Source organism: Duganella sp. GW821-FHT07F09, from assembly GCF_059418705.1.
On sequence record NZ_JBWKQJ010000004.1, the window covers coordinates 630,739 to 657,652 of the forward strand.

The window sequence follows — 26,914 nt, forward strand, 5'->3', positions numbered from 1 at the left end:
CCGGGTCCCCCCCACGCGCCGCGCCCTCCGCCGACCTCTCCCCACCGTCAACGAAAGCCGCATTCGTCATGCAGTTCGATGTCCGCACCTTGTCGGCCGATATGGTCATCTCCCATCTGCTCATCGATGGCCGCGATGAGGCCGACGCGCGCCGCCAGGTCGAGGCGCGCGGACTGTTCGTCAGCGCCATCGCGCCGGCGCGCGGCGGCCTGACCGGTGGCGGACGCGCCGGCAGGCGTCCGGCGCTTTCGCTGGTGTTGTTCAGCCAGGAGTTGCTGGCGCTGCTGACGGCCGGCCTGGGCATCGTCGAGGGGCTCGAGGCGCTGCTGGAAAAAGAGGCCAATCCGGCCACGCGCGGCGTGCTCGAGCGGCTGCTGGCCGGCCTGCGCGAGGGCCAGCGCTTCTCGGCCGTGCTGGCCGAGCAGCCGGAACTGTTCCCGCCGCTCTACATCGGCATCGTCAAGGCGGCCGAGGGCACCTCCGACCTGCCGCGTTCGCTGTCGCGCTTCATCGACTACCAGCAGCGCATCGACCTGGTGCGCGGCAAGCTGGTGTCGGCCGCCATCTACCCGTGCATCCTGCTGCTGGTCGGCGGCGGCGTCAGCCTGTTTTTGATCGGCTACGTGGTGCCGCGCTTCGCCGAGGTCTACCAGGGCGCCGGGCGCGACCTGCCGTGGCTGTCGCAGCAGATGCTCAACTGGGGCCAGTTCGCCAGCCAGCACACCACGCTGATGTTGGGCGGCATCGCGGCGGCGCTGGCGGCGCTGGTGCTGACGGTGCGCCACCTGATGGGCAGCGGCGGCATCGTCCGCCTGCTGAGCCGGCTGCCGGGCATCGGCGAGCGCGTGCGCATCTATGAATTGTCGCGGCTGTACCTGACCCTGGGCATGCTCAGCGAGGGCGGCATCACCATCGTGCACGCCATCGAGACGGTGCAGGGCATGGTCTCGGCCGGCATCCGCCAGAACCTGCAGGCGGCGCGCGCGGCCATCGAGGCCGGCCTGCCGCTGTCGACCGCCTTCGAGGCCAACCAGCTGACCACGCCGATCTCGCTGCGCATGCTGCGCGTGGGCGAGCGCACCGGCGACATGGGGCCGATGCTGACGCAGTCGGCGGCCTTCTACGACGGCGAGATCACCCGCTGGATCGACCGCTTCACCCGCACCTTCGAACCGCTGCTGATGGCCGCCATCGGCCTGATCGTCGGCGCCATCGTGGTGCTGCTTTACATGCCGATCTTTGATCTGGCCGGAGACATGTCATGACGGCCCAGGCCAACCTCGTCGATACCGGAGCGGGTTCCCCCGTGCCGGCGCTTGACACCGCGCTGGTGGCGCGCGCGCGCCATCTGCGCCAGCAATCGAAACGCACGCTGGTCGAGGAGCTCGAAGCGCTCAGCGGCATGGAGCCGCGCCTGGTGGTGCGGGCGCTGGCGCAGCCGTTCGGCATGACGGTGCTCGAGACGGTCGACATGCTGGCCTTCGTGCCGGCCTTCGACCTGCTGCCGCTGTCGCAGGCGATGGCGCGCCACTGCGTGCTGCTGCGCGGCTTCGACGGCGTGGTGGTCGGCGTCATCGCCGATCCGTTCGACCTCGATTTGCAAACCTGGCTCGGCACGCAGGCGCGCGCCACGCCGCACGCGCCGCTGCCGGTGCGCCTGGCGCTGCAGGCAGACATCCAGGCCTACCTGTCGAAGCAGGAGGAATCGGCGCGCGCCACCGACTCGCTGCTGCCCGGCGCCAGCGAAGGCCGGCGCGACGGCAAGACCGCCGCCGTGCTGTCGTTCGCGTCGGTGTCGGAGGCGGCCAGTCCGGCGGTCCGCCTGGTGAACTCCACCTTGTACGACGCGCTCAAGGCCGGCGCCTCCGACATCCACCTGGAGAGCACCTCCGGCGGCCTGGCCGTCAAGTACCGGGTCGACGGCGTGCTCGATCACGCCACCGCCGTCAACGGCATCGAGGTGGCCGAACAAATCATCTCGCGCCTGAAGGTGCTGGCCGAACTCGATATCGCCGAGCGCCGCGTGCCGCAGGACGGCAGCTTCCGGGTCGAGGCCAACGGCCGCGAGATCGATCTGCGCGTCTCCATCATGCCGAGCATCCACGGCGAGGACGCCGTCATCCGTATCCTCGACAAGCGCGCCATGATCGAGGCCTACGGCTCGCTGACCCTGGAGGCGCTGGGCTTCGACGCGCCGTCGCTGGCGACCTTGCGCGTGCTGGCGCAGGAGGCCTACGGCATGCTGCTGGTGACCGGGCCGACCGGCTCGGGCAAGACCACCACCCTGTATGCGGCGCTGACCGAGATCCACAACGGCCGCGAGAAGATCATCACCATCGAGGACCCGGTCGAGTACCAGCTGCCGGGCATCCTGCAGATTCCCGTCAACGAGAAGAAGGGCCTGACCTTCGCCAAGGGACTGCGCTCGATCCTGCGCCACGATCCGGACAAGATCATGGTGGGAGAGATCCGCGACCGCGAGACGGCGGAAATCGCCGTGCAGTCGGCGCTGACGGGCCACCTGGTGCTCACCACCGTGCACGCCAATAACGTGTTCGACGTGTTCGGCCGCTTTACCCACATGGGCATCGATCCGTACGCCTTCGTCTCGGCGCTGAACGGCATCTGGGCGCAGCGTCTGGTGCGCATCAACTGTCCGCACTGCGCGGTGGAATACATGCCGGACGACCATGAACTGGCCAGCGTCGGCCTGCGCCGCGTCGATGTCCATGATTACCGCTTCATGCAGGGGCCGGGCTGCGGCGACTGCCGTGGCACCGGCTACAAGGGGCGCCGCTCGATCGCCGAGATCCTGACCTTGAACGACGAGATTCGCGAGCTGATCGTCGACAAGCGGCCGATCCGCCAGATCAAACAGGCGGCCTACGAAAACGGCACGCGCAGCCTGCGCCAGGCCGCGCTGGAACTGGTCAAGCGTGGCGGCACCACCCTGGCCGAAATCAAACGGGTGACCTTGCATGCGTAGAACCATCGGACAATCGCTGCGCATCGGCGTGGCCGGCCACGCGGTCAGCCTGGTGCGCGTGAGCCGCTGGCGCGGAGAGCCCTTCACCGTGCTGGCGGAACACGCGTTCGCGCCGTCGGCCGCGCATCCGTTCGACGCCATCGCCAACGCCTTGCGCGCGCTGCTGGGCGAACAGGACGTGGGCGGCTGGCCCACCAGCATCGTGCTGGCCGACGAATTGACGCGCATGTGGCGCGTCACGCCGCCACCCGGCGCCACCCGCCTGGACGACATGGAGGCGGCGGCCGGCCTGCGCTTCCAGTCGCTGTACGGCGAGGCGCCGTCGGCCTGGAGGATATCGGCCGACTGGAACGCGGCCGAGCCGTTCTTCGCCGCCGCCATGCCGCGCGCGCTGCTGGCCGTGCTGGAGCTGGTGGCGCGGGAATTCAAACTGTCCATCGTCGGCGTCGAACCGCATTTCGTCAGCGCCTGGAACCGTTGGCGGCGCGGCATGAAGCAGGGTGCCTGGTTTGGCCTGCTGCACGACAATCTGCTGACGCTGGCCGCGATCGACGCCAGCGCCGGGAAGGGCAAAGGCGGGCAAGCGATGCGGGCGATCCGCGCGCTGCCGGTGCCGCCCGGAGCCGATCCGGCATGGCTGGCGCAGACCTTGAAGCGCGAGGCGCTGCTGCTCGATATGCCGCCGCCCGAACTGCTGCAGCTGTGCGGGGCGGCATCGGCCAGCCCGGCCAGCGCCGCCGCGTGGACGCGCTCCGCCGGCAACGGCAACGCCGCGCAGATTCCGTGCGAGGCGCTCGATCAGGCGCAGCAGGCCGGCGGCGCCGGGCTGTCGATGGCGGCGCTGCTGGCGCGCGGCGGGAGCCTGGCATGAGCATGCATAAGAAAGCAAGGCACAACGCGATGCACATCGACTTCGCGCCGCGCAGCCTGCGCCGCACCCTGTTCCACACGCATCCGGCGCTGCTGGCGCTGGGCGCCGCCGGACTGCTGTTGTGCGCGGGCGCTGCCTTCGGTGGCTGGAAGCTGGTCGAGCAAAAGCGTGAGCGCGAACAGCAGCTGCGCCATATCCAGCAACGCGCGGCCGCCATGTCGGCGCGGCCGGTGGAGGTGGCGCGGGTGGTGATACCCGAAGGGCAGGCTGCCTTCGTCAACGGCGCCATCATGCAATTGAACCTGCCATGGCGAGAATTGCAGGACGCCGTGGCCGCCGCCACGCCGCGCAATGTGGCGCTGGTGGCGATGGAGCCGGACCCGCGCAAGCAGGTGCTCAAGATCACCGCCGAGACCAAGACCAGCGACGATATGGTGGACTACGTGGCGGAACTCAAACAGCAGGAAACCTTTAGTGGCGTGGTGCTGACGCGCCACGAGATCAACGACCAGGACCCGTTGCGGCCCTTGCGCTTCCAGTTGGAGGCCACATGGATAACCCGTTGAGCACCATGAACGCCGTGAACGCGCGGGCGCTGGCGCTGCGCGCCCGTCTGGCCTTGCTGCGCCTTGGCGCGCCGGCCTGCGTGGCCATTGCCTTGTGCGTGGCCGGCGTGGCGGCGTGGGCGTGGCTGCTGCCGCAGCGCGCGGCGCAGGCGCGGGTGATGGCGCGGCCGTTGCCGGCGCCGTCCTCGCTGGTGACCGCGCCGCCGCCGCCATCGGCCAACCAGAACCTGGCCGACTTTTATCAGGTGCTGGGCGAGAAGCGCTACGCGGAACAGCAGGTCAAGGTGCTGTTCGACCTGGCCGCGAAATCCAATCTGGTGCTGAGCCAGGGCGAGTACAAGTCGGCCTACGACAAGGCCAGCCGCGTGAGCACCTACCAGATCATCCTGCCGGTCAAGGGGCCGTACCAGGCCATCTGGCAGTTCGCCATGCAGGGTTTGCGCGAGATGCCGTTTGCCTCGCTCGACGAAATCGGCTTCCGCCGCGACACCATCGCCGATGCGACGGTGGAGGCGCGCCTGCGCTTCACCTTGTACCTCAAGGACGGCGAACCATGAAGCCTTATCACATCGCGATGGGGGTGGCGCTGGTCGGCGCCGCCGCGCTGGTGGTTTTTGGCGACAACACGCCGTCGTCGGACATCGCCGAGCCGGTCGCGCGCCCCGCCAGGGCGCCGGGCGCGGTGTCATCCGTGCCGGCGCCGGCCGAGCGCGCCGACAAGGACGGTAAGGCGGCGGACGCGATGATCCTGCGGCTGGTGCCGCGCGCCACGCTGGTCGGCGACTCGGCCGACGCCGGCTTCGGCGCGGGCGAGGGGGTGTTCCTGGGCCAGAACTGGAATCCGCCGCCACCGCCGCCGCCGCAATCGCAATCGAACGCGCCGCCACCGCCGCCGATGGCGCCGCCGGTTCCTTTCAATTACTTCGGCAAAGCCGTCGCCGACGGCCAGTGGGAAGTTTACCTGGCGCGCGGCGACAAGACCTATGTGGTGCGCAACAAGACCGTGATCGAGGGCGCCTACCGCGTCGACCGGATCGCGCCGCCGTTGATGACCGTGACCTATCTGCCTTTGAATCAGGTACAACAGATTAATATTGGAGCATTCGACTGATGGCTAGTCATCTGAACACATGGCGCCGCCGCGCCGCGCTGCCCGCCATGCTGGCGATCGTCGTCGGCGTGAGCGGCTGCGCCGGGCAAATGGCCTTCCGCGAAGCCAACCAGCTGGTCGCCAAGGACCAGGTGGAGGCGGGCCTGCTCAAGTACCAGGAGGCCGTCAGGGCCGAACCGGGCAACGCCGAGTACCGCACCGCCTATCTGGTGGCGCGCGACCGCACCGTCCAGCGCCTGCTCGAACAGTCCGAGCGCCAGCTGGCGGAAGGCCGTCCCGATCTGGCGGAGCAGGGCTTCCGCCGCGTCCTCGGCATGGACCAGATGAACGAACGCGCGCGCAGCGGCCTGCGCGCGATAGAGCGCGACAGCCGCCAGGACAAGCTGCTGGCCGCCGCCATCGAGCACGTGAACAAGAAGGAATACGATCTGGCCAAGCTGCGCCTGAACGCGCTGCTGACCGAGACGCCGTCGAACGAGAAGGCGCGGCTGCTGCTGCTCGAGGTGACCGAGAAAAGCGCGCAGCCGGTGGTGGAGTCGGGCCTGTCGAAGTCGTACAAGCAACCCATCACGATCGAGTTCCGCGACGCCCCGCTCAAGCAGGTGTTCGAGGTGATCGCGCGCCGCTCCGGCCTGAACTTCGTGTTCGACAAGGACGTCAAGACCGACCAGCGCACCACCGTCATGCTGAAGAACAGCACCGTCGAATCGGCGATCTACTTTCTGCTGCTGACCAATCAGCTGGAGCAGCAGGTCATGGACGCCAACACGATCCTGATCTACCCGAACGTGGCGGCCAAGCTGAAGGAATACCAGGAGATGACGGTCAAGACCTTCTTCCTGGCGAACGCCGAGGCGAAGCTGGTGGCCAACACCCTCAAGACCATCCTGAAGTCGCGCGACGTGGTGGTCGACGAAAAACTCAATCTGCTGATCGTGCGCGACAACCCGGAGGCGATCCGCCTGGCCGAACGCCTGATCGCGGTGCAGGACGCGCCGGAGGCGGAGGTGATGCTGGAGGTGGAGATCCTGGAGGTCAAGCGCGGTACCCTGATGAACCTCGGTGTCGAGTGGCCGACCAGCGTGGGATTGACGCCGCTGTCGACCGCCGGCGGCACCGGCATCACGGTGCGCGATTTGCGGGGTTTGAATTCGGACACCATCGGCGTCACCGGCATATCGGCCGCCATCAACGCCAATAAGACCGACACCGATTCCAACCTGCTGGCCAATCCGCGGATCCGCGTGCGCAACAAGGAAAAGGCCAAGATCGTCATCGGCGACAAGCTGCCGGTGATCACGGCGACGGTATCGTCGGGCATCGGCGGTTTCGCCAGCGACAACGTCACCTATGTCGATGTGGGCCTGACGCTGAACGTCGAACCGACCATCTACCTGAACAACGAGGTGGCGATCCGCGTGCAACTGGAGGTGAGCAACCTGACCAACACCATCACCACCCGCAACGGCGGCACCGCCTACCAGATCGGCACGCGCCAGGCCAGCACCATGCTGCAACTCAAGGATGGCGAGAACCAGGTGCTGGCGGGCTTGATCAACAACGAGGAGCGCGGCACCGCCAGCAAGCTGCCCGGCGCCGGCGATTTGCCGATCGTCGGACGTCTGTTCGGCAGCAAGCGTGACGACAACCAGAAGACCGAGATCGTGCTGTCGATCACGCCGCGTTTGATTCGCAATGTGCAGCGTCCGGAGGCCAGCGCCTCCGAATTCTCGGCCGGCACGGAGGCGAGCTTCCGCCGCCGTCCGGACCTGACCGTGCGCACGCCGGTGCAGTTGCCGGCGCCGCCGGGCGCATTGTCGGCGCCAGCGGCGCCGCCGGCGCAGAACAATCCGGCCAGCGTGCCGACACCGGCGCCGGCCGAGGCGCAAGGCGCGACCACGCAGGCCATCCTGCCGCCGCCGGTGCAGGCAATGCCGCTGTCGACGGGCCAGCCGGCGCCGCTGCCGCCGACGCAAGGGGTGCAGCCGCAACCGGTGCAGCCGGCGGTCGAGATTTCGCCGTCACCGCAGCAGTGACGCCAGGGTGGGCATGATGCGCGCGCGCGGTTTCACGCTGATCGAGTTGCTGGTGACGCTGACCATCCTCGGCCTGCTCAGCGTACTGGTGATACCGACCGCGCAGGTGGTGGTGCAGCGCCGCCAGGAGCAGGAGCTGCGCGAGGCGCTGCATCAAATCCGCCAGGGCATCGACGCCTACAAGCTGGCCTACGACCAGGGCCGCATCACCAAGTCGCTGGCCTCGACCGGCTATCCGAAGACGCTGGAGCTGCTGGTCGAAGGCGTGCCGGATCTGCAAAACCCCAAGCAGGCGAAGATCTACTTTCTACGTCGCGTGCCGCGCGACCCGTTCAATCCCGATACTTCGCTGAGCGAGTCGCAATCGTGGGGCAAGCGCAGTTACGCCAGCGAAGCGGACCAACCGAGGGAGGGCGAGGATGTCTACGATGTTTTCAGCACGAGCGAGAAGAGCGGCCTGAATGGCGTTCCGTACAATAAATGGTGACCATGAAGACCAAAGGTTTTACGCTGATCGAGTTGCTGGTGGTGCTGGGCATCGTCGCCTTGATGCTGACGCTCGCGGTGCCGCGCTACTTCCCCAGCATCGACAAATCGAAGGAGGTGGTGTTGGCCGATAACCTGCGCAATGTGCGCAATGTGATCGACCAGTACTACGGCGACACGGGCCGCTATCCCGACTCGCTGGAGCAGCTGGTCGAGAAAAAATATCTGCGCGCGCTGCCGGTCGATCCGATCACCGACAGTGAAACCACGTGGGTCATCATTCCGCCGGAGGACGGCGCCAAGGGCGGCGTCTACAACATCAAGAGCGGCGCCCCCGGCAACGACCGTAGCGGCAAGCCTTACGCCGACTGGTGATGCGGCGGCCGCGCAAGCGCCGCGACGGCGGCTTCACCTATCTGAGCCTGATCATCCTGGTGGCGATCATCGGGCTGGTGTCGGCATCGGCGTTGAAACTGGGATCGGTGCTGCAGCGGAGCAGGGCGGAGCAGGAACTGCTCGACATCGGCGCCGCCTTCAGCGACGCGCTGCAAAGCTATGCCAACGCCACGCCGGCCGGTTTTCCGCCGCAGCCGCCGTCATTGAAGGAGCTGCTCAAGGACCCGCGCTTTCCGACCGTGCGGCGGCATCTGCGCAAGGTGTTTGTCGATCCGATGACGGGCAAGGCGGAATGGGGCATCACCTACCTGGGCGACAAGGTCGGCGTGCTGGCGGTGTACAGTTTGTCGGACGCGAAGCCGGTCAAGATAGGCAATTTTCCGCAGCGCTTCCAGGGGCTGGCCGGCAAGCAGAAGATCTCTGAGTGGCGCTTCGCGGCGACCGGCGGCACGCTGCCGGTACCGGGGCAGGGTGCGCAACCCGGCGCGGTGGAAGTGAAACCCGGCACGCCTTTGCCGGGCAGCCCGGTTATCCCGATTCCGCCGGCGCCGGTCGCGCCCGCGCCACCACCACCACCGCCCGAGCCGGAACCGACCCCGCCGCCACCGGAAGAAGAAAAACCGGCGCCGGAACCCGAGCCGGAACCGCCGCCCCAGCCCGCCCAGCCGGAGCCACAGGACCAAAACAAGCCGTCATAACACGTAGGGCGGATTAGCGAAGCGTAATCCGCCATGCACGCTCCGTCCGCGGCTCCGACTAACGCGCCGTGCGTTTGAAATCCCGGAACCGGAACCCCATCGCCATCAGCGCACCGAAATACACCAGCGCGGACGCGCCGATGACCACAACCAGCGCGCCGATGCGCAACAGCGTCTGATGCGCCATCCCTGTCCAATCGACCTGCGCCGCGCTGTACCACGCCGTGGCGCCCATCAGCGCGCAGGCGACCACCAGCTTGCAGAAAAACAGCAGCCAGCCGGGCTTGGGTGTGTAGATGCCACGCCGGCGCAGGCCGGTGAACAGCAAGCCCGCGTTCAGGCAGGCGCCCAGGCTGATCGACAGCGCCAGGCCCGCCACCGCCAGGTGCGGGACAAAAATCATGTTCATCAACTGGGTGGCGACCAGCACGCCGACCGCGATGCGTACCGGCGTGCGGATGTCCTGCCGCGCGAAGAAGGCCGGCGCGAGGATCTTGACCAGGATGATGCCGAGCAGGCCGACGCTGTAGGCGATCAGCGGCTCGGCCGACGCGTGCGCCGCCGCCGCCGTGAATGCGCCGTTCTGGAACAGGGTGGAAATCAGCGGCACGGCCAAGGTGGCCAAGCCCACGGCGGCGGGCATCGCCAGCAAAAAGGTCAGCCGCAAGCCCCAATCGAGCAGTGATGAGTATTCCTCGGTGTCGCCGCCGACGTTTGCCTTGGACAGGCTGGGCAGCAAAATGGTGCCCAGGGCCACGCCCAGCATGGCGGTCGGGAACTCCATCAGGCGGTCGGCGTAGGTCAGGAAGGAGATGCTGCCCTCGGCCAGGTTGGAGGCGATGCTGGTATTGATCAGCAGGCTGATTTGCGCGGCGGCGACGGCGAACACTGCCGGCCCCATTTTCTTGAGCACGCGGCGCACGCCCTCGTCGCGCAGTCCCGACAGCGGATTGAGCGAGATGCGCGGCAGCATGCGGATCTTCAGCAGCGCCGGGATCTGGATCGCCACCTGCAGCAGGCCGCCGACGAAGACCGCGATCGCCATTGCGTAGATGGGCCGCTCCAGGTGCTGCTGCAGGAACAGCGACGCCAGGATGGAGGCGATATTGAGCAGCACCGGCGTGAAGGCCGGGATCTTGAACTGGCTCCAGGTGTTTAATATGCCGCCGGCCAGCGCCACGAACGACATGAAGGCGATGTAGGGGAACATCAGGCGCGTCATCCACACGGCGGCGTCGAAATCGTCGGGTTGCAGGCCGCCGGCGACCAGCATCAACAGCAGCGGGGCGCCGATGATGCCCAGCCCGCTGATGACGACCGTGGCCCAGACCAGGGTGGTGCCGACGTGGTCCGCCAGGTTCCTGGTGGCTTGCTCGGTCTGCTTGTTCTTGTATTCGGATAAAATGGGCACGAACGCTTGCGAGAACGCCCCCTCGGCGAACAGCCGGCGCAACAGGTTGGGGATGCGGAAGGCGACGTTGTACGCATCGGTCATGCCGCCGGCGCCGAAGGCCCGGGCGATGAGGATTTCGCGCAACAATCCGGTGATACGGGACAGCATGGTCATGCTGCTCAGGGCGGCTAGAGTTTTAAGCAAGTTCATGGGGCATGATTATAGTTGCTCCCGTCGAAAAAGATCGCTATAATCGCAGGCTGTACAGAATTCTGTTACGCAGACACTAATGTTTGGCAGGCAGTAGTTTGACTCACATGGTTCGGCAGACGCTACTGAACGCACCTGTTTGACAAACAATAATGTTTGCAAACGCACCTTTACCCTGATTTAGGAAATTCCATGGCAAATACCGCACAAGCGCGCAAACGTGCTCGTCAAGCAGTCAAGCAAAACGCTCACAACTCGTCCCAGCGTTCGACCCTGCGCACCGCTATCAAAGCGGTTCGCAAAGCGATCCAGGGCGGCGACAAAGCTGCTGCGACCGCAATCTTCCAATCGTCCGTGTCGAAAATCGACAGCATCGCCGACAAGAAGATCATCCACAAAAACAAGGCAGCTCGTCATAAGAGCCGTCTGGCAGCTGCCCTGAAGGCACTGTCCGCTTAATTCCCCTCGTCGGGAGTACAAGCAGAAACCCGCGCTGACTTCGGTCGGCGCGGGTTTTTTCGCTTGTGGCGCGGAAAGTTGAATTGCTTGATGACCGGTAAAGGGGGGGGGGGGCGGTGACATCCGCCGGGCCCGGCCGGCGGATGCGAGGGGAGCCCTGAAGACTCAGGCGGCCAGCTTCGGCTTGAAACGCAGCAGTACTTGTTTGCCCATCTGTATGCCCTTCTTTTCCACCGAATTGAACAGCAGCCATCCGATCGCATAGCTGATCGGCAGGGCGATCGCGATGACGATGCCGAAGCGCACCACGCTTGGCAGTGCCACATAGGCGGCCTGGCGCGCCAGCAGGCCGCCCACGGGCAGCACGATGAGCAAATGCACGAGGTAGACGCTGTACGAGGTTTCGCCGAGGAACATGGCGATACGGTTGGACAGCAGCTTGCGCAGGCCGATGGTGGCGCCGGCCAGCGCTTTGCTGCCGGGGAGGGTGCCGTTATTCATCAGGTAGAACATGCCGATGACCAGGACCACGCGCGCCACGGCAACCTGGTTGCGTTCGAGGAAGAGCCACATCAGCGCCAGGCCGACGCCGGCCAGGAAGCCGAGATGCATGGTGCGTTCGGCGCGCGCCTGGGCGATCCACATGCCGATCAGGAAGACGTAGAACTTGATGGCGAGGAAGGCCGGCATCGGGAAGGAGTGGAAGTAATCGCGGAAGAACAGGCGGATGGCCAGGCACACGCCGATCAGCAGGCCGCTGGCGATGATCGGCGACAGGCGCGACATGACGATCATGATGAACGGGAAGAACAGGTAGAACTGCATTTCCAGTCCGATCGACCAGTCCGGCAAGGCGGTGCGGAACGCATAGGTCGGCGAGAACCCGAACAGGAAACTCACGTGCATGACGATGTTGGTCAGGCTTTGGTCCAGATAGCGTTCCGGCGCGGTGGCCGTCGACGGCCACACCTGCGCGATGGCCTCGCGGAAATGACCCATTTGCGGACCGGCCACCAGCGCCACCACCAGCACGACGTAGTACAGCGGCGCGATGCGGAAGAAGCGGCGCACCCAGAATTGTCCGATGGTGCGCGCCGATTCCCAGGGTTCTGTCTGCTTGCGGGCGATATAGTTATGCGCCATCAAGAAACCGGACAGCAGCATGAACAGGTCGACGGCGAGCTCGCCCCATGACAACAGCGGGATGTCGCGCAGGCCGGTCAGAATTTGAATGTGGGAAAGCAAAACCCAGATGGAAGCGAGCCCGCGCAAGCCGTCCAGCCAAGGCAGATTGCCCTGGTTTTGCCCTGTGGCCAGGGCGGAGTGGTTATTCATTTAATTGCCTATTGACTATGGTTGTGGAAGGCGCAACCTTCCGCTTCGATAGCATAGCACTTTTGCATCATTCCAGCCGTTCGTTTCGCTCAGCCGTTACTTAGCTCGTCTGGCCGCACCGGCATCGATTCGCCCGGCATCAGCGGATGGGTCGCCAGCGAGATGGCGCCGATGGCGCTGCGCACCAGCCGCAAGGTCGGCAAGCCGACCGCCGCCGTCATGCGCCGGACCTGGCGGTTCTTCCCCTCCTGCAAAGTAATCGCCAGCCAGCTGGTCGGCTGCCCCGCGCGCTCGCGGATCGGCGGAGTGCGCGGCCACAGCCACTCCGGCTCGGCGATCCGCACCGCCTTGCATGGCTTGGTGACGAAATCGCCCAGATCGATCGGCGCCTGCAATTTGGTCAGGCTGTCGGCGTCGGCCACGCCTTCGACCTGCACCAGATATACCTTGGCCTCCTTGTGGTCCGGATGGGCGATCTGGTGCTGCAGCTTGCCGTCGTCGGTCAGCAGCATCAAGCCCTCGCTGTCGGCGTCGAGACGGCCGGCGGGGTAGATGTTGGGGATCTTTAAATAGTCGGCCAGGGTGGCCTTGTCGTCCTGCGGCGAGAACTGGCACAGCACCTGGAAAGGTTTATTAAATAGAATGAGGGGCATGCTTGTGTGATGATGGAATTGGTGTAGGCTTAAAGGCCGGTGTCGTAAAATCGTGGCGCCCACTAAAATACTGGTGCATAATGCAAAACGCCTGTCTTATGTCTTATAGAAGACCTAGGTATTTGTACTAACTTGGCAATAAAACAAAGAATCCTTGCCCCGGTAGCTGTATTGTATGCCGCTTGCCGAGCGTCCATTTCGGAGAACACGATGTACCAACATATCAAAGTACCTGCCGACGGCCAGAAAATCACCGTCAACGCCGATTTTTCCCTGAATGTACCAGATAACCCGATCGTTCCCTACATCGAGGGCGATGGCACCGGCGCGGACATTACCCCGGTCATGCTCAAGGTGGTCGACGCGGCGGTGGCCAAGTCCTACGGCGGCAAGCGCAAGATCAACTGGATGGAAATTTTCGCCGGCGAAAAGTCGACCACCGTGTACGGCCCCGACGTGTGGCTGCCGGAGGAGACCCTGGCCGCGGTGAAGGATTACGTGGTATCGATCAAGGGTCCGCTGACGACGCCGGTCGGCGGCGGCATCCGCTCGCTCAACGTCGCGCTGCGCCAGCAGCTGGACCTGTACGTCTGCCTGCGTCCGGTGCGTTACTTCACCGGCGTGCCGTCGCCGGTCAAAGAGCCCGAGAAAACCAACATGGTCATCTTCCGCGAGAACTCGGAAGACATCTACGCCGGTATCGAATACCAGCAGGGTTCGGAAGGTGCCAAGAAATTGCTCGACTTCCTGGTCAAGGAAATGGGCGTGACCAAGATCCGCTTCCCGGAAACGTCGGGCCTGGGCATCAAGCCGGTATCGATCGAAGGCACGCAGCGCCTGGTGCGCAAGGCGATCCAGTACGCGATCGACAACGACAAGCCATCGGTGACTATCGTCCACAAGGGCAACATCATGAAGTACACCGAGGGTGGCTTCCGTGACTGGGCCTACGAGCTGGCGCTGAAGGAATTCGGCGCGGAGCTGATCGACGGCGGCCCATGGTGCAAGGTCAAGAATCCGAAGACCGGGCGCGACATCACGATCAAGGATTCGATCGCCGACGCCTTCCTGCAGCAGATTTTGTTGCGTCCGGCGGAATACAGCGTCATCGCCACGTTGAACCTGAACGGCGACTACATCTCCGACGCGCTGGCGGCCCAGGTGGGCGGCATCGGCATCGCGCCGGGCGCCAACCTGTCGGACTCGGTGGCGATGTTCGAAGCGACGCACGGCACCGCGCCCAAGTATGCAGGCAAGGATTATGTGAATCCGGGTTCGCTGATTCTGTCGGCGGAGATGATGCTGCGTCACATGGGCTGGACCGAGGCGGCCGATCTGATCATCAAGTCGATGGAAAAAGCCATCGACTCGAAGAAGGTCACGTACGACTTCGCGCGCTTGATGGAAGGCGCGACGCAGGTATCGTGCTCCGGCTTCGGCGAGGTCATGATCGAGCAGATGCAGGACTAAGTTTGCGCCGTGTGATTTGTCACGGAGATACGTAGGGCGGATTAGGCGGAACGCCGTAATCGGCCATGGATGCGCCGTCGGCGGCTCAACCATGGCCGATTACGCTACGCTAATCCGCCCTACGTGTTTTAGATGTGGTTTCATACCGTGGCCGTGAGCTACTTCCAGAGCATGAACGGCAGCATGCCCCACGCGGCCAGCACCAGCATGCATTGCAGGCTGGCGATCAGCGCCAGCGTATCTCCGACGTGCCGTTGCCCACCGCGCCACTGCATCGCCAGCCCCGCCGCCAACGTCAGCGGCAACACCGCCGTCACCACCGCCAGCATCCCGCTGGCCACCGTCAATTCCCCCATCCGCATGAACGACTGCATGTAAAACAGCGGCGCCGGCAGCGCCAGCGCGAACACGCCCATCAACGGCGCGAACAGCGGATCGCGCGTCCGCAGCCGCCTGCGCAGCAGCCGCCAGCAACCGATAGTCACAATGTAGGCCAGCCCCAGCAGGCCTATCGCCAGGCTGGCCCATAGCCCGATGAACCGCACCATGTCCGCCTTGGCATAGTTGCGGATGCCGTCGCTGACGATGCGCTGGCCGTCGTCGCCGATCAGCATCACGTGCGTGTTGCCCAGGCGCCCGTCCTGAGTGAACAAGTGGCCGCCGGTCGGCGTCAGCACGCTCGGCTTGCCCTGGAACGGCGTCAGCCGCACAACGTCATCCTCCCGCTCCACCCGCATGAAGTTAAATACGATGTCGGTCCAGGCCAGATTGCTGACTCTATGCATCGCCGGCACATAAATCCCGAGCCAGTCGGCGATGTCGGCGGCCGGAGCGCCGGGCTGCACCGCTGGCGCGGCGGGCTGGAGATGCAGCGCGTCGCTCAGCAACTTGTTGAAGCGGTCGTAGTCCGCCGTTTCGCTGTCCGTATTCATGGCGACGAAGAACGCCTTGCGCTGCGCCGGGTACACGCACAACATGGCGTTGAAGCCGACCGTGGTGCCGGGATGGCAGTAGCCGAGCTGGCCGTGACGGTCGCGTCCGACCAAGGCGTGGCCGTGGCCGGTCGTCAGGCCCGCCCGCACGGCTTCGGTGCCGCTCGGCGTGCCCAGCTGCGCCATCAGCCTCGGGTCGATGAAGGGGCGGCCGTCGATGCCGCCGTCACCCATGAGAAAAACGGCGAAGCGCGCCATGTCGGCGGCGGTGGTGGTGAGCCGGTCGGCCGGGGACAGGTAGCTGCGCACGGCGGCCTGTGTGACGCCGCGTTCGAAATGGCCCATCGCCAGGCCCGGGTCCGCCTCCGGCCCGGTTTGTGTGACGAAGCCGAACGTGCTGTCGCGCATGCCCAACGGTTGCAGCAGGTGCGCGTCCAGGTAGCGGTCGTAGCGCTGGCCGCCGACCGCTTCGATGACCATGCCCAGCAGCGCGTAGCCGATGTTGGAATAGGCGAAGCGGCTGCCCGGCCGCGCTTGCACGGTCAGCAGCGCCGCATCGGACGGCGCGTCGGCGAAGGCGGCGCCGAGCGGTGTGTCGGCCCGCGCCGCCAGGCTGAAGATGTGCCACAGCCGGAAGTTCTCCAACCCGGCCGTGTGCGAGAGCAAGTGCCGCACGCGGATCGGATCGGTGTCTTGCCACGGATTGGTGAACGATAACGCCGGCAGCAAGGTGGCGACCGGCGTGTCGAGCGAGAGCTTGCCCTCGGTGATCAGGCGCAGCACCCCGGCCGCCAGCGCGACCTTGGCGACGGAGCCGACCTGCACCCGGTGGTCGGCGCGCATCGGCGCGCCGCTGTCGGCGTTGGCCAGTCCGGCCGCGCCGGTGGCCGCGCCGCCCTCGGGCGTGACGGCGACCCAGACGGCGCCGGTCAGCTGTTCTTGCTGCAAGGTGCGTTGTATTTCGGTCGCCAGCGACGGCGAGCCAAAGCCGGACATCGGCGTCGCCAGGACAATCAGGGTGGCCGCCACCAGCGTTATCAGATGAGTCATAGGGGAGAGGGGAACGTCGGACTTCTACAACACTTTCGTTTGGCTATCCAGGGCCGGGGGCGACCGACGGACGAAAAAAAACCCCGCAGACGGGGTTTTTCACATCTGGTGCCGTGTAACTTAGGCAGCTTGGATGTTGGAAGCTTGCTTGCCTTTAGGGCCTTGCGTGACTTCGAATTGAACTTTTTGACCTTCTTTGAGGGTCTTGAAACCGTTCATGTTGATTGCGGAGAAGTGAGCGAACAAATCCTCGCCGCCGTCATCTGGAGTGATGAAGCCAAAACCTTTGGAATCATTGAACCACTTAACTGTACCTGTTGCCATAAAAAGAACTTTCAAAATTAAAACGGATCACACGAGCCATAAAAGCAAGAAGCTTCTTGCCCCCTCCTCACGCCTCACTTCTTATCAACATGTACATTTCTGCACGAAGCCGATAACGCATTGTTAGCGGACAGATTTTTAAAGTCAAGCAGATTTGTATGCATTTTGCTACTTTTGATCTGCTTAGCGAAAAAGCAACTCTTGATTTTAACAAATGGGTCGCCATCTGCGCCATGTTAAGAAAACGCGTAAGATGGAAAACAATTGAATGTGTATAGTGAAATGCACATTGCATCAACCCCGAAAGCATTAGAATATAAGCGTATGGCAACCAAGCATGACACCGAAACCCTTTTGGAGCGGCAAGCGCTGAAGCCGCCACCTTTGTACCAGGTGGCGTTGCTCAACGATGACTACACACCGATGGAGTTTGTAGTCGCTATCATCCAGGAGTATTTCAACAAAGACCGTGAAACAGCCACGCAAATAATGCTCAGTGTTCATCGCTACGGCAAAGGAGTGTGCGGCGTGTTCTCTAAAGATATAGCCTGTACCAAAGTGGAGTTCGTTTTAACGCATGCGCGCAAGGCAGGTCATCCCCTGCAGTGCGTGATGGAGGAAGTATGATTGCGCAGGAATTAGAAGTAAGTTTGCACATGGCGTTTGTCGAAGCGCGACAGGCCCGGCACGAATTCATCACGGTGGAGCACTTGCTGCTGGCCTTGCTGGACAACCCTTCGGCTGCCGAAGTGTTGCGCGCATGCGCCGTCAACATTGAAGATCTGCGCAAAACCCTGACCAATTTCATCGGCGATAACACGCCGACCGTGCCCGGCACCGGTGAGGTCGATACCCAGCCGACGCTCGGTTTCCAACGCGTGATCCAGCGCGCCATCATGCACGTGCAGTCGGCGTCCAATGGCAAGAAGGAAGTGACCGGCGCCAACGTGCTGGTGGCGATCTTCGGCGAGAAGGACTCGCACGCGGTCTACTACCTGCACCAGCAGGGCGTGACGCGTCTGGACGTGGTCAACTTCATTTCGCACGGCGTGCGCAAGGACCAGCAGACCGATGCCGCCAAGGCATCCGAAGGCGTGGAAGAGGGCGCTCCGGGCGGCGAAGGCCAGACCAAGGAAAGCCCGCTGGACCAGTTCACCCAAAACCTGAACAAGTCCGCCGCCGAGGGCAAGATCGATCCGCTGATCGGCCGCGAGGACGAAGTCGACCGCGTGATCCAGATCCTGTGCCGCCGCCGCAAGAACAATCCGCTGCTGGTCGGCGAGGCCGGCGTCGGCAAGACCGCCATCGCCGAAGGCCTGGCCTACCGCATCACGCAAAGCGACGTGCCGGAGATCCTGCAAAACGCCGTCGTGTACTCGCTCGACATGGGCGCGCTGCTGGCCGGCACCAAGTATCGCGGTGACTTCGAACAGCGCCTCAAGGCTGTCTTGAAGCAATTGAAGGACAACCCGAACGGCATCCTGTTCATCGACGAGATCCACACCATCATCGGCGCCGGTTCCGCCTCGGGCGGCACGCTGGACGCATCGAACCTGCTGAAGCCGGCGTTGGCCAACGGCCAGCTGAAGTGCATCGGCGCGACCACCTACACGGAATTCCGTGGCGTGTTCGAGAAGGACCACGCGTTGAGCCGCCGCTTCCAGAAAGTGGACGTCAACGAGCCGACCGTCGAGCAGACCGTGCAGATCCTGCGCGGCCTGAAGTCGCGCTTCGAAGAGCATCATGGCGTCAAGTATTCGTCGTCGGCGCTGTCGACCGCCGCCGAACTGGCCGCGCGCTTCATCAACGACCGCCATCTGCCCGACAAGGCGATCGACGTCATCGACGAGGCCGGTGCAGCGCAGCGCATCCTGCCGAAGTCGAAGCAGAAGAAAACCATCGGCAAGACCGAGATCGAGGACATCATCGCCAAGATCGCCCGTATCCCGCCGCAGACCGTCAACCAGGACGACCGCAGCAAGCTGCAGACCATCGACCGCGATTTGCGCAACGTGGTGTTCGGCCAGGATCCTGCGATCGAAGCGCTGGCGTCGGCGATCAAGATGGCGCGCGCCGGTCTGGGCAAGACCGACAAACCGATCGGCTCCTTCCTGTTCTCCGGTCCCACCGGCGTCGGCAAGACCGAGGTGGCGAAGCAGCTGGCCTTCATCCTGGGCATCGAGCTGATTCGTTTCGACATGTCCGAGTACATGGAGCGCCACGCCGTGTCGCGCCTGATCGGCGCGCCGCCGGGTTACGTCGGTTTCGACCAGGGCGGGTTGCTGACCGAAGCCATCACCAAGAAGCCGCACGCGGTGCTGCTGCTCGATGAGATTGAAAAAGCCCATCCGGACATTTTCAACATCCTGCTGCAGGTGATGGACCATGGCACGTTGACCGACAACAACGGACGCAAGGCCGACTTCCGCAACGTGATCATCATCATGACCACCAACGCGGGCGCCGAGAGCTTGCAGAAGTCGTCGATCGGCTTTACGAATTCCAAGCAGGCGGGCGACGAGATGGCCGACATCAAGCGCATGTTCACGCCGGAGTTCCGCAACCGTATCGACGCAACCATCAGCTTCCGCGCGCTGGACGAGGAAATCATCCTGCGCGTGGTGGACAAGTTCCTGATGCAGCTGGAAGAGCAGCTGCACGAGAAGAAGGTCGAAGCGATCTTCACCGAGAAACTGCGCAAGTTCCTCGCGAAGAAGGGTTTCGATCCGCTGATGGGCGCACGGCCGATGTCGCGCCTGATCCAGGACATGATCCGCAAGGCGCTGGCCGACGAGCTGCTGTTCGGCCGTCTGGTGACCGGTGGCCGCGTGACCGTCGATCTGGACGAGAAGGATGTCGTCAAGCTGGAGTTCCCGGAACCGCCGGACGCCGCGCCGACGACGCCGCCGGAGACCGTCGAAGTCGACTAAATACTGGCTTGGCAACGAACCCGCCCACGCGAGTGTGGCGGGTTTTTTTACGTCCGCGAACCAGTACCGCCAGGCGGGGCGCGTGCGCATCGCCGAAGCCGTGCCGGGGCACTTTTTCTTTGCTCGGAGCGGACAAGATATGACAGAATCGTCGTTCCTATCGACAACTTGCAAAGCCTGTCCATGTCCCCGTTCCGCCTCCGCCCCCTTGCTCTGATACTGATGTCCGCCGGCCTGTTGGCCGGGCAGGCGGCCGCCGCCGCCGAATCCTACTACCGCTTCCCCGCCATCCGTGGCGACGCCGTCGTCTTCACCGCCGAAGGCGATTTGTGGCGCACCGGCGCCCAGGGCGGCCAGGCCCAGCGCCTGACCACGCACCCCGCCGCCGAGACCAATGCCGCCATCTCGTACGACGGCAAATGGATCGCCTTCTCCGCCTCGTACGAGGGCGCGCAGGAAGCCTATGTCATGCCGGTCGCCGGCGGCCTGCCGAAGCGGCTGACGTTCGAGAACGGCGCGGTGACGGTGCTGGGCTGGACGGCGCAGGGCGAGGTGCTGGTCAGCACCCAGGATTCGAAGGGGCCGTCGGCGCACCGCATCGTCGCCGCCGTGCAGCCATCGACCTTGCAGCGCCGCGTGTTCGCCGTCGCCGACGCCAACGACGCGGTGCTCGACGACGCCGGCAAGACGCTGTACTTCACGCGCTACGGCCTGGCCCTGACCAACGACAACGTCAAGAACTATCGCGGCGGCGCCCACGCGCAGCTGTGGCGCTACGATTTGAACGCGGGCGCCGGCGCCGAAGCCGTGCCGCTGCTCGCCAGCGACGCCGGCAACAACAAGCGCCCGATGTGGTGGCAGGGCCGCGTGTATTTCATCAGCGACCGTGGCGGCTCCGACAACCTGTGGTCGATGGCCCCCGACGGCGGCGATCCTCGCCAGCTCACCAGGCACACCGACTGGGATGTGCGCAACGCGGCGCTCGGCGACGGCCGCATCGTGTATCAACTGGGCGCCGACCTGCGCGTGTTCGACCTGGCCGCGTCGGCCGAGCGCCAGCTGTCGATCGGCCTGGTGTCCGACTTCGACCAGCAGCGCGCGCGCCAGATCCGCTCACCGCTGGATCAATTGACCAATGTGCAGCTGTCGGCCAAGTCCGAGCGCCTGGTGCTGACGGCGCGCGGGCGCGTTAGCCTGGCCGGCACCGGCGCGCAGCGCCGCGTGGAGATCGCGGTGCCGGAAGGCGCGCGGGCGCGCGAGGCGGTGTTCAGCCCCGACGACAAGTGGGTCTACGCGATCGTCGACACCACCGGCGAAAACGAGATCTGGAAGTTCGCCGCCGACGGTTCCGGCCCCGGCGAGCAGTTGACCCGCGACGGCATCAGCCACCGCTGGCAGCTGTACCCATCGCCGGACGGCCGCTGGCTGGGCCACACCGACAAGAAGGGCCGTTTCTGGCTGCTGGACCTGGCCACCAAATCGAACATCGTCATCGACGACGCGGGCAAGGCCGGTGTCGACAAGCACGACGAAATCCTGTGGTCGGCCGACAGCAAGAACCTGGCCCTGGTGCGCGCCGCGACCACCGAACAGCGCGAGCAAATCGGCTTGTACAACCTGGCGTCGAAGCAGCTGGCCTTCGTCACCAGCGACCGTTACACCTCGCGCTCGCCGGTGTTTTCGCCGGACGGAAAATGGCTGTACTTCCTCTCGGCCCGCAACTTCCAGCTTGCGAACGGTTCGCCGTGGGGCGACCGCAATATGGGGCCGGTGTTCGACAAGCGCACCGGCGCCTACGCGCTGGCGCTCCAGCCGGGCAACCGCTTCCCGTTCAAACCGGACGATGAACTGGGCAAGCCGGGCGAGAAGGTGGCCGAGGGCACGGCCGACAAGGCGGTCGAGCAGGCGGCCGAGAAAGCGGCGGAGAAGGCGGTGGAGAAAGCCACTGCCAAAACGGCGCTGCCGGTCAAGAAGGCGGACAAGTCGCTGCCGGAGATCGTCTTCGCCGGCTTGCAGGACCGTTTGTACGAAGTGCCGCTGGCGCCCGGTAACTACCGCGGCCTGAACATGGACGACAAGCGCCTGTACTTCCTGGACGTGGAGTCCAGCGACGGCAAGGCGAACCTGAAAACGCTTGCGATCGCCTCCAACGGCCCGCAACCGGAAACCTTCGCCGCCGGCGTGCGCGAATTCGACCTGGCCGCCGACAAGAAGCACATCTACTACCGCACCTTCAGCGGTGGTCCGGGCGACATGATCATCGTCGAAGCGGCCGCCAAGGCGCCGACCGACACCTCCAAGGCCAAGGTCAAGGTCGACGACTGGAGCTTCACCTCCAATCCGCGCCTGGAATGGAAGCAGATGTTCAACGACGCCTGGCGCATGCACCGCGACTTCCTGTACGACGCCAAGATGCGTGGCGTGAACTGGACCGCCGTGCGCGATAAATACACGCCGCTGGTCGAGCGCGTGACCGACCGCGCGGAGTTGAACGACATCCTGGGCATGATGATCAGCGAGGTGGGCGCGCTGCACTCGCAGATCGCTCCCGGCGACATCCGCCGCTCCTCTCCCGAGGGCGTGCCGTCCGGCCTGGGCGCGCTGCTGACGCGTACCGCCGAAGGCTACCGCGTCGACCACATCTACCGCAGCGAGCCGGAACTGCCGTCCGAGCGCGGACCGCTGGCGCAGGCCGACGTCAACGTGAAGGAGGGCGATATCATCACCGCCGTCAACGGCAAGTCGGTGCTGGAGTCGCGCGACATCGCCGACCTGCTGCTGAACCAGGCCGACCGGCAGGTGCTGCTGCAGATCAAACGCAAGGCCGGCGGCACCGGTCCGGTGATCGTGATGCCGGTGAATATGACCAAGCAGGCCGGCCTGCGCTACAGCGATTGGGAACAGAGCCGCGCGCGCCAGGTGGAAGGGGCATCGAAAGGACGCATCGGCTACCTGCACCTGCGCGCCATGGGGCCGCGCGACATCGCTTCGTTCGCGCGCGACTTCTACGCCAACGTCAACCGCGAAGGTTTGATCATCGACGTGCGCCGCAACAACGGCGGCAACATCGACAGCTGGATCATCGAAAAGCTGTTGCGCAAGGCCTGGGCCTTCTGGGCCGCGCCGGGCGCGCAGCCGGCGCCGAACATGCAGAACACCTTCCGTGGCCATCTGGTGGTGCTGGTCGATGAACTGACCTATTCGGACGGCGAGACCTTCGCGGCAGGCGTCAAGGCGTTGGGTCTCGCGCCGCTGGTCGGCAAGCGCACGGCCGGCGCCGGCGTCTGGCTGAGCGACAGCAACCGCTTGAGCGACAACGGCATGGCGCGCGTGGCCGAGAACGGGCAGTTCAACACCGCCGACGGCCATTGGTTGATCGAAGGCGTGGGCGTGACGCCCGACGTGGAAGTGGACAATCTGCCGCATGCGACCTTCATGGGCCAGGACCGTCAGCTGGAAGTGGCGTTGGAACTGCTGGATAAGAAGTTGAAGGACAGTCCGATCAAACCATATCAACCGCAGGTGATCCCCGCGTTGAAATAAGGAGACCTTGATGCATATGAAGCGCCTGTTATCGATTGCCGTCGCCGGTGCGGTCATTACAATTGGCCAAACCGCGCAGGCACTGCCCAGCACCAGCGATACCCGCATGCTGACCGAACCGGCGTTGTCGGCCACCCATCTGGCGTTTATCTACGCCGGCGACGTGTGGCTGGCCAACCCGGATGGCGGCGCGCCGCGCCGTCTGACGTCCGACCCGGGTGAAAAATCGAACCCGCAGTTTTCGCCGGATGGCAAGTTGATCGCCTACAGCGCGCAGGTCGACGGCAACACCGATGTCTATCTGCTGCCGATCGAGGGCGGAGTGCCGAAGCGGCTGACGTATCATCCGGGCGCCGACGTGGTGCAGGGCTTCGCGCCCGATGGAAAATCGGTGATGTTCACATCGCCGCGCGCGGCCTTCAACAATCGTTATCGCAAACTGTTCACCGTGCCGGTGACGGGCGGCGTGGAGACGCAGCTGGAAGTTCCGAACGCCGCGCGCGCCGCCTGGTCGCCCGATGGCAAGAGCATTGTCTATAACCCGTTCTCGCCGGCCTTCCTGCAATGGAAGCACTATCGGGGCGGTACCAACTCGATCCTGTGGCTGTTCAACCGGGGCGACAAATCGGTGGTCAAGATACCGCAGCCGGCCACGCATTCGAACGACGTCGATCCAGTGTGGATCGGCGACACCGTTTACTTCCGCTCGGACCGCGACGGCGAATTCAATTTGTATGCTTATGACGTGAAGTCCAAGGCCGTGCGCGCGTTGACGAAGCACACCGACTTCCCGGTGCTGAACGCTTCGGCGTCGGGCAACGGCATCGTCTACGAGCAGGCCGGCTATCTGCACGCGCTGGACCTGGGCAGCGGCCAGGCGCGCAAGCTGACCATCGGCGTCAGTAGCGACCTGGGGATGTCGCGTCCGCGCTGGGTCAACGGCGCCAAGTACATCCGCAATTTTTCGGTGTCGCCGTCCGGCGCGCGGGTGGCGTATGAATTCCGTGGCGAGATCGTTACCATCCCCGCCGACAAGGGCGATGTGCGCAACCTGACGCAGACCACCGCCGCCAACGAGCGCTCGCCCGCCTGGTCGCCGGATGGCCGCTCGGTGGCCTACTTCTCCGACGAATCGGGCGAGTACGCGCTGCATATCCGCGCGCAGGACGGCAAGGGAGAGCCGCGCAAGTTCAAGCTGACCGGTTCCGGCTTCTACGACAATCCGGTGTGGTCGCCGGACAGTAAAAAAATCGCCTACACCGACAACTCGTGGACCTTGTACGTGATGGATGTCGCTTCCGGGGCGATCAACAAGATCGCGTCCGAGCCGCTGTACGGCGTGAACAAGACCCTGCGCGCGGCGTGGGCGCCGGATTCGCGCTGGATCGCGTACGCGCTCAATTCGATGACCTACACGCGCAGCGCCTATATCTATTCGCTGGAGCAGAAAAAATCGTGGCCGGTGACGGACGGATTGTCGGACGTGGTCAATCCGGTGTTCGACAAGAGCGGCAAGTACCTCTACTTCTTCGCCTCCACCAACGCGGGGCCCAGCAACAACTGGTTCTCGCAGCAGAACGAGGATAACCGCGTCACGCGCACCGTCTGGATGGCGGTGTTGCGGCGCGACCTGCCGTCGCCGCTGATCAAGGAAAGCGACGAGGAAAAAGCAGCCCCGGTCACGCCACCGGTGTCGGAGAAAAAGGAACCGGCCAAGCCGGAGACGCCGAAGATCGATCCGAAGACGGGACGCGACGATCCGAAAGTCACCGTGGCGCCGGTCGCGCCGATGGCTATCGATTTCGACGGCATCGAAACGCGCATCGTCGATTTGCCGATACCGGCGGCGTCGCTGTCGGATCTGGAGGCGGGGCAGGACGGCCAGATATTCTTCCTGCGCGAGAGCGACGGCAAGAAGGCCATCCAGCGCTTCGACCTGAAGGACCGCAAGGCCGAAACGCTGCTGGCCGAGGCGGATGAATTCGAGGTGTCTTCCGATGGCAAGAAGATCGTCTACCGCCTCAAGGAAGCCTGGGCCATGGGCAGCGCCAGCGCCAAGACGCTGACGCCGGGCGAGGGAAAGATCAAGGTCGAGGCCATCGAAGTGCGCGCCGAGCCGCGCGCCGAGTGGACGCAGATATTCAACGAAGCGTGGCGCATCAACCGCGACTTCTTCTACGATCCCGGCATGCATGGCGCGAACTGGAACAAAATGCGCGAGAAGTACGCGCAATTCCTGCCGGAGCTGTCGTCCCGCGCCGATCTGAATCGCCTGATCCAGTGGCTGTGCAGCGAGCTGGGTGTGGGCCATCATCGGGGCGGTGGGGGCGACTTCTTCACCGACAGCAAAGCGGTGCCGGGCGGATTGCTGGGCGCGGATTACGAGATCAGCGATGGCCGTTACCGCTTCAAGAAAGTCTACGGCGGCTTGAACTGGAATCCGGCGCTGCGCGCACCGTTGACGGAGCCGGGCCTGAACGTCAAGGCAGGCGAGTATCTGCTGGCCGTCGATGGCCGTCAGTTGGTGGTGCCGACCAATCTTTACAGCGCCTTCGAAAACACCGCCAACAAGGCGATCGATATCACCGTCGGTCCGAACGCGGACGGCAGCAAGTCGCGCACCATCACCGTGGTGCCGGTGCCGACCGAGGACGCGCTGCGCAACCGCGATTGGATCGAGGGGAATATCCGCAAGGTCAACGCGGCCACCGGCGGCAAGGTAGCTTATGTGTACGTGCCGAACACCGCAGGTTTGGGTCATACCTACTTCAAGCGCTACTTCTTCCCGCAGGCCGACAAGGACGCCGTCATCATCGATGAACGCTTCAATGGCGGTGGCAGCGTGGCCGACTACTACCTGGAGATTTTGCAGAAGAAGGAAATCGCCTGGTGGACCATGCGTTACGGCGCCGACATGAAGACGCCGTCCGCCTCGATCCAGGGGCCGCGCGCGATGCTGATCGACGAGACGGCCGGCTCGGGCGGTGACCTGCTGCCGTGGATGTTCCGTAAAAACCAAATGGGGCCGCTGATCGGCAAGCGCACCTGGGGTGGATTGGTTGGGGTGCTTGGCTTCCCGGTGCTGCTCGATGGTGGCACGATCACCGCGCCCAACCTGGCCTTCTGGACCCGCGAGGGCGGCTGGGGCGTGGAGAACGAGGGCGTGGCGCCGGATATCGAGGTCGATCAAACGCCGGCGGACGTCATCGCCGGGCGCGATCCGCAGCTAGAGAAGGCGATTGAGGTCATCAAGGCGGAGCTGGCGAAGAATCCACCGGTGCGGCCGCCACGTCCTGCTTTTCCGGTGAAGTCGAAGTAGATCCACGTAGGGCGGATTAGCGAAGCGTAATCCGCCATGCATGCGCCGTCGCCGGCCTAGCAAAGTGTTCGGAAATGAACAGCGACCCCGTTCACTTCCGAACAAAGATCGTCGGTTCCGAGCGTGGAAGGGGGTAAAAAGCCGTG

At 64.5% G+C, this 26,914-nt stretch carries 21 protein-coding genes; 16 read left to right on the forward strand and 5 right to left on the reverse strand.

Annotated features, from left to right (window positions below; translation table 11 throughout):
• Window positions 1-68 precede the first annotated feature (68 nt).
• From AC07P1_RS14210 to AC07P1_RS14255, 10 genes are read left to right on the forward strand one after another with little or no spacing between them, the layout of a single operon-like run.
• A complete protein-coding gene (locus AC07P1_RS14210; RefSeq protein ID WP_494696407.1) occupies window positions 69-1,265 on the forward strand; it encodes a type II secretion system F family protein in 1,197 nt (398 codons plus the stop codon).
• Window positions 1,262-2,986, forward strand: coding sequence for a GspE/PulE family protein (locus AC07P1_RS14215; RefSeq protein WP_494696408.1), 1,725 nt, complete (start codon window positions 1,262-1,264; stop codon window positions 2,984-2,986). Before AC07P1_RS14210 ends, AC07P1_RS14215 begins: the two co-directional genes overlap by 4 nt.
• Entirely contained in the window at window positions 2,979-3,857 is an 879-nt protein-coding gene (locus tag AC07P1_RS14220; protein WP_494696409.1) for a hypothetical protein, read from the forward strand. Before AC07P1_RS14215 ends, AC07P1_RS14220 begins: the two co-directional genes overlap by 8 nt.
• Window positions 3,854-4,423 (forward strand): PilN domain-containing protein, encoded by a 570-nt coding sequence (locus AC07P1_RS14225; protein ID WP_494696410.1) that lies wholly within the window; start codon window positions 3,854-3,856, stop codon window positions 4,421-4,423. The genes AC07P1_RS14220 and AC07P1_RS14225 overlap by 4 nt, the downstream gene beginning before the upstream one ends.
• A complete protein-coding gene (locus tag AC07P1_RS14230; RefSeq protein ID WP_494696411.1) occupies window positions 4,408-4,980 on the forward strand; it encodes a hypothetical protein in 573 nt (190 codons plus the stop codon). Before AC07P1_RS14225 ends, AC07P1_RS14230 begins: the two co-directional genes overlap by 16 nt.
• Window positions 4,977-5,534 carry a hypothetical protein gene (locus AC07P1_RS14235; protein ID WP_494696412.1) on the forward strand — a complete coding sequence of 186 codons (558 nt, stop codon included), beginning with the start codon at window positions 4,977-4,979 and terminating at the stop codon, window positions 5,532-5,534. The genes AC07P1_RS14230 and AC07P1_RS14235 overlap by 4 nt, the downstream gene beginning before the upstream one ends.
• Entirely contained in the window at window positions 5,534-7,570 is a 2,037-nt protein-coding gene (locus tag AC07P1_RS14240) for a secretin GspD/PilQ domain-containing protein (protein WP_494696413.1), read from the forward strand. Before AC07P1_RS14235 ends, AC07P1_RS14240 begins: the two co-directional genes overlap by 1 nt.
• Before the next feature lie 13 nt (window positions 7,571-7,583).
• Window positions 7,584-8,057, forward strand: a complete 474-nt coding sequence (locus AC07P1_RS14245; protein WP_494696414.1) for a type II secretion system protein — start codon at window positions 7,584-7,586, stop codon at window positions 8,055-8,057.
• Window positions 8,051-8,431, forward strand: coding sequence for a type II secretion system protein (locus tag AC07P1_RS14250; protein WP_494696415.1), 381 nt, complete (start codon window positions 8,051-8,053; stop codon window positions 8,429-8,431). The genes AC07P1_RS14245 and AC07P1_RS14250 overlap by 7 nt, the downstream gene beginning before the upstream one ends.
• Window positions 8,431-9,150, forward strand: coding sequence for a type II secretion system protein (locus tag AC07P1_RS14255; RefSeq protein ID WP_494696416.1), 720 nt, complete (start codon window positions 8,431-8,433; stop codon window positions 9,148-9,150). Before AC07P1_RS14250 ends, AC07P1_RS14255 begins: the two co-directional genes overlap by 1 nt.
• Window positions 9,151-9,208: 58 nt before the next feature.
• On the opposite strand, the gene murJ is transcribed toward AC07P1_RS14255, so the two are convergent.
• On the reverse strand, window positions 9,209-10,753 hold the full coding sequence (gene murJ / locus AC07P1_RS14260; protein ID WP_494696417.1) for a murein biosynthesis integral membrane protein MurJ: 1,545 nt from the start codon (window positions 10,751-10,753) through the stop codon (window positions 9,209-9,211).
• A gap of 192 nt (window positions 10,754-10,945) precedes the next feature.
• Here murJ and rpsT point away from each other — a divergent pair, with 192 nt between their 5' ends.
• Window positions 10,946-11,212, forward strand: a complete 267-nt coding sequence (rpsT, locus tag AC07P1_RS14265) for a 30S ribosomal protein S20 (RefSeq protein ID WP_090315381.1) — start codon at window positions 10,946-10,948, stop codon at window positions 11,210-11,212.
• A gap of 165 nt (window positions 11,213-11,377) precedes the next feature.
• Here the strand turns inward: rpsT and AC07P1_RS14270 are convergent, their stop codons facing one another.
• Complete coding sequence (locus AC07P1_RS14270) at window positions 11,378-12,547, reverse strand: acyltransferase family protein (protein ID WP_494696418.1); 1,170 nt, start codon at window positions 12,545-12,547, stop codon at window positions 11,378-11,380.
• A gap of 89 nt (window positions 12,548-12,636) precedes the next feature.
• The gene (locus AC07P1_RS14275; protein ID WP_494696419.1) at window positions 12,637-13,200 is read right to left on the reverse strand and encodes a pseudouridine synthase; all 564 of its coding nucleotides are present in this window, start codon (window positions 13,198-13,200) and stop codon (window positions 12,637-12,639) included.
• Window positions 13,201-13,410: 210 nt separating this feature from the next.
• Here AC07P1_RS14275 and icd point away from each other — a divergent pair, with 210 nt between their 5' ends.
• A complete protein-coding gene (icd, locus tag AC07P1_RS14280) occupies window positions 13,411-14,670 on the forward strand; it encodes an NADP-dependent isocitrate dehydrogenase (RefSeq protein ID WP_494696420.1) in 1,260 nt (419 codons plus the stop codon).
• 158 nt (window positions 14,671-14,828) lie between these two features.
• Here icd and AC07P1_RS14285 read toward each other — a convergent pair whose 3' ends face one another.
• Both AC07P1_RS14285 and cspE read right to left on the reverse strand, forming a co-directional pair.
• Entirely contained in the window at window positions 14,829-16,652 is a 1,824-nt protein-coding gene (locus AC07P1_RS14285) for a serine hydrolase domain-containing protein (RefSeq protein ID WP_494696421.1), read from the reverse strand.
• A 120-nt stretch (window positions 16,653-16,772) separates the two neighbouring features.
• Window positions 16,773-16,976, reverse strand: a complete 204-nt coding sequence (cspE, locus tag AC07P1_RS14290; protein ID WP_010395943.1) for a transcription antiterminator/RNA stability regulator CspE — start codon at window positions 16,974-16,976, stop codon at window positions 16,773-16,775.
• Between the two features lie 324 nt (window positions 16,977-17,300).
• On the opposite strand from cspE, the gene clpS reads away from it, so the two are divergent.
• The 4 genes from clpS (at window position 17,301) to AC07P1_RS14310 (ending at window position 26,768) form a co-directional block, all read left to right on the forward strand.
• Window positions 17,301-17,603 (forward strand): ATP-dependent Clp protease adapter ClpS, encoded by a 303-nt coding sequence (gene clpS, locus AC07P1_RS14295; protein ID WP_090315375.1) that lies wholly within the window; start codon window positions 17,301-17,303, stop codon window positions 17,601-17,603.
• The gene (clpA, locus tag AC07P1_RS14300; RefSeq protein ID WP_315220997.1) at window positions 17,600-19,906 is read left to right on the forward strand and encodes an ATP-dependent Clp protease ATP-binding subunit ClpA; all 2,307 of its coding nucleotides are present in this window, start codon (window positions 17,600-17,602) and stop codon (window positions 19,904-19,906) included. The genes clpS and clpA overlap by 4 nt, the downstream gene beginning before the upstream one ends.
• A gap of 222 nt (window positions 19,907-20,128) precedes the next feature.
• Window positions 20,129-23,449: a S41 family peptidase gene (locus tag AC07P1_RS14305; RefSeq protein WP_494696422.1), complete on the forward strand. Its 3,321-nt coding sequence runs from the start codon at window positions 20,129-20,131 to the stop codon at window positions 23,447-23,449.
• Window positions 23,450-23,459: 10 nt separating this feature from the next.
• Complete coding sequence (locus tag AC07P1_RS14310) at window positions 23,460-26,768, forward strand: S41 family peptidase (RefSeq protein WP_494696423.1); 3,309 nt, start codon at window positions 23,460-23,462, stop codon at window positions 26,766-26,768.
• Window positions 26,769-26,914 lie beyond the last annotated feature (146 nt).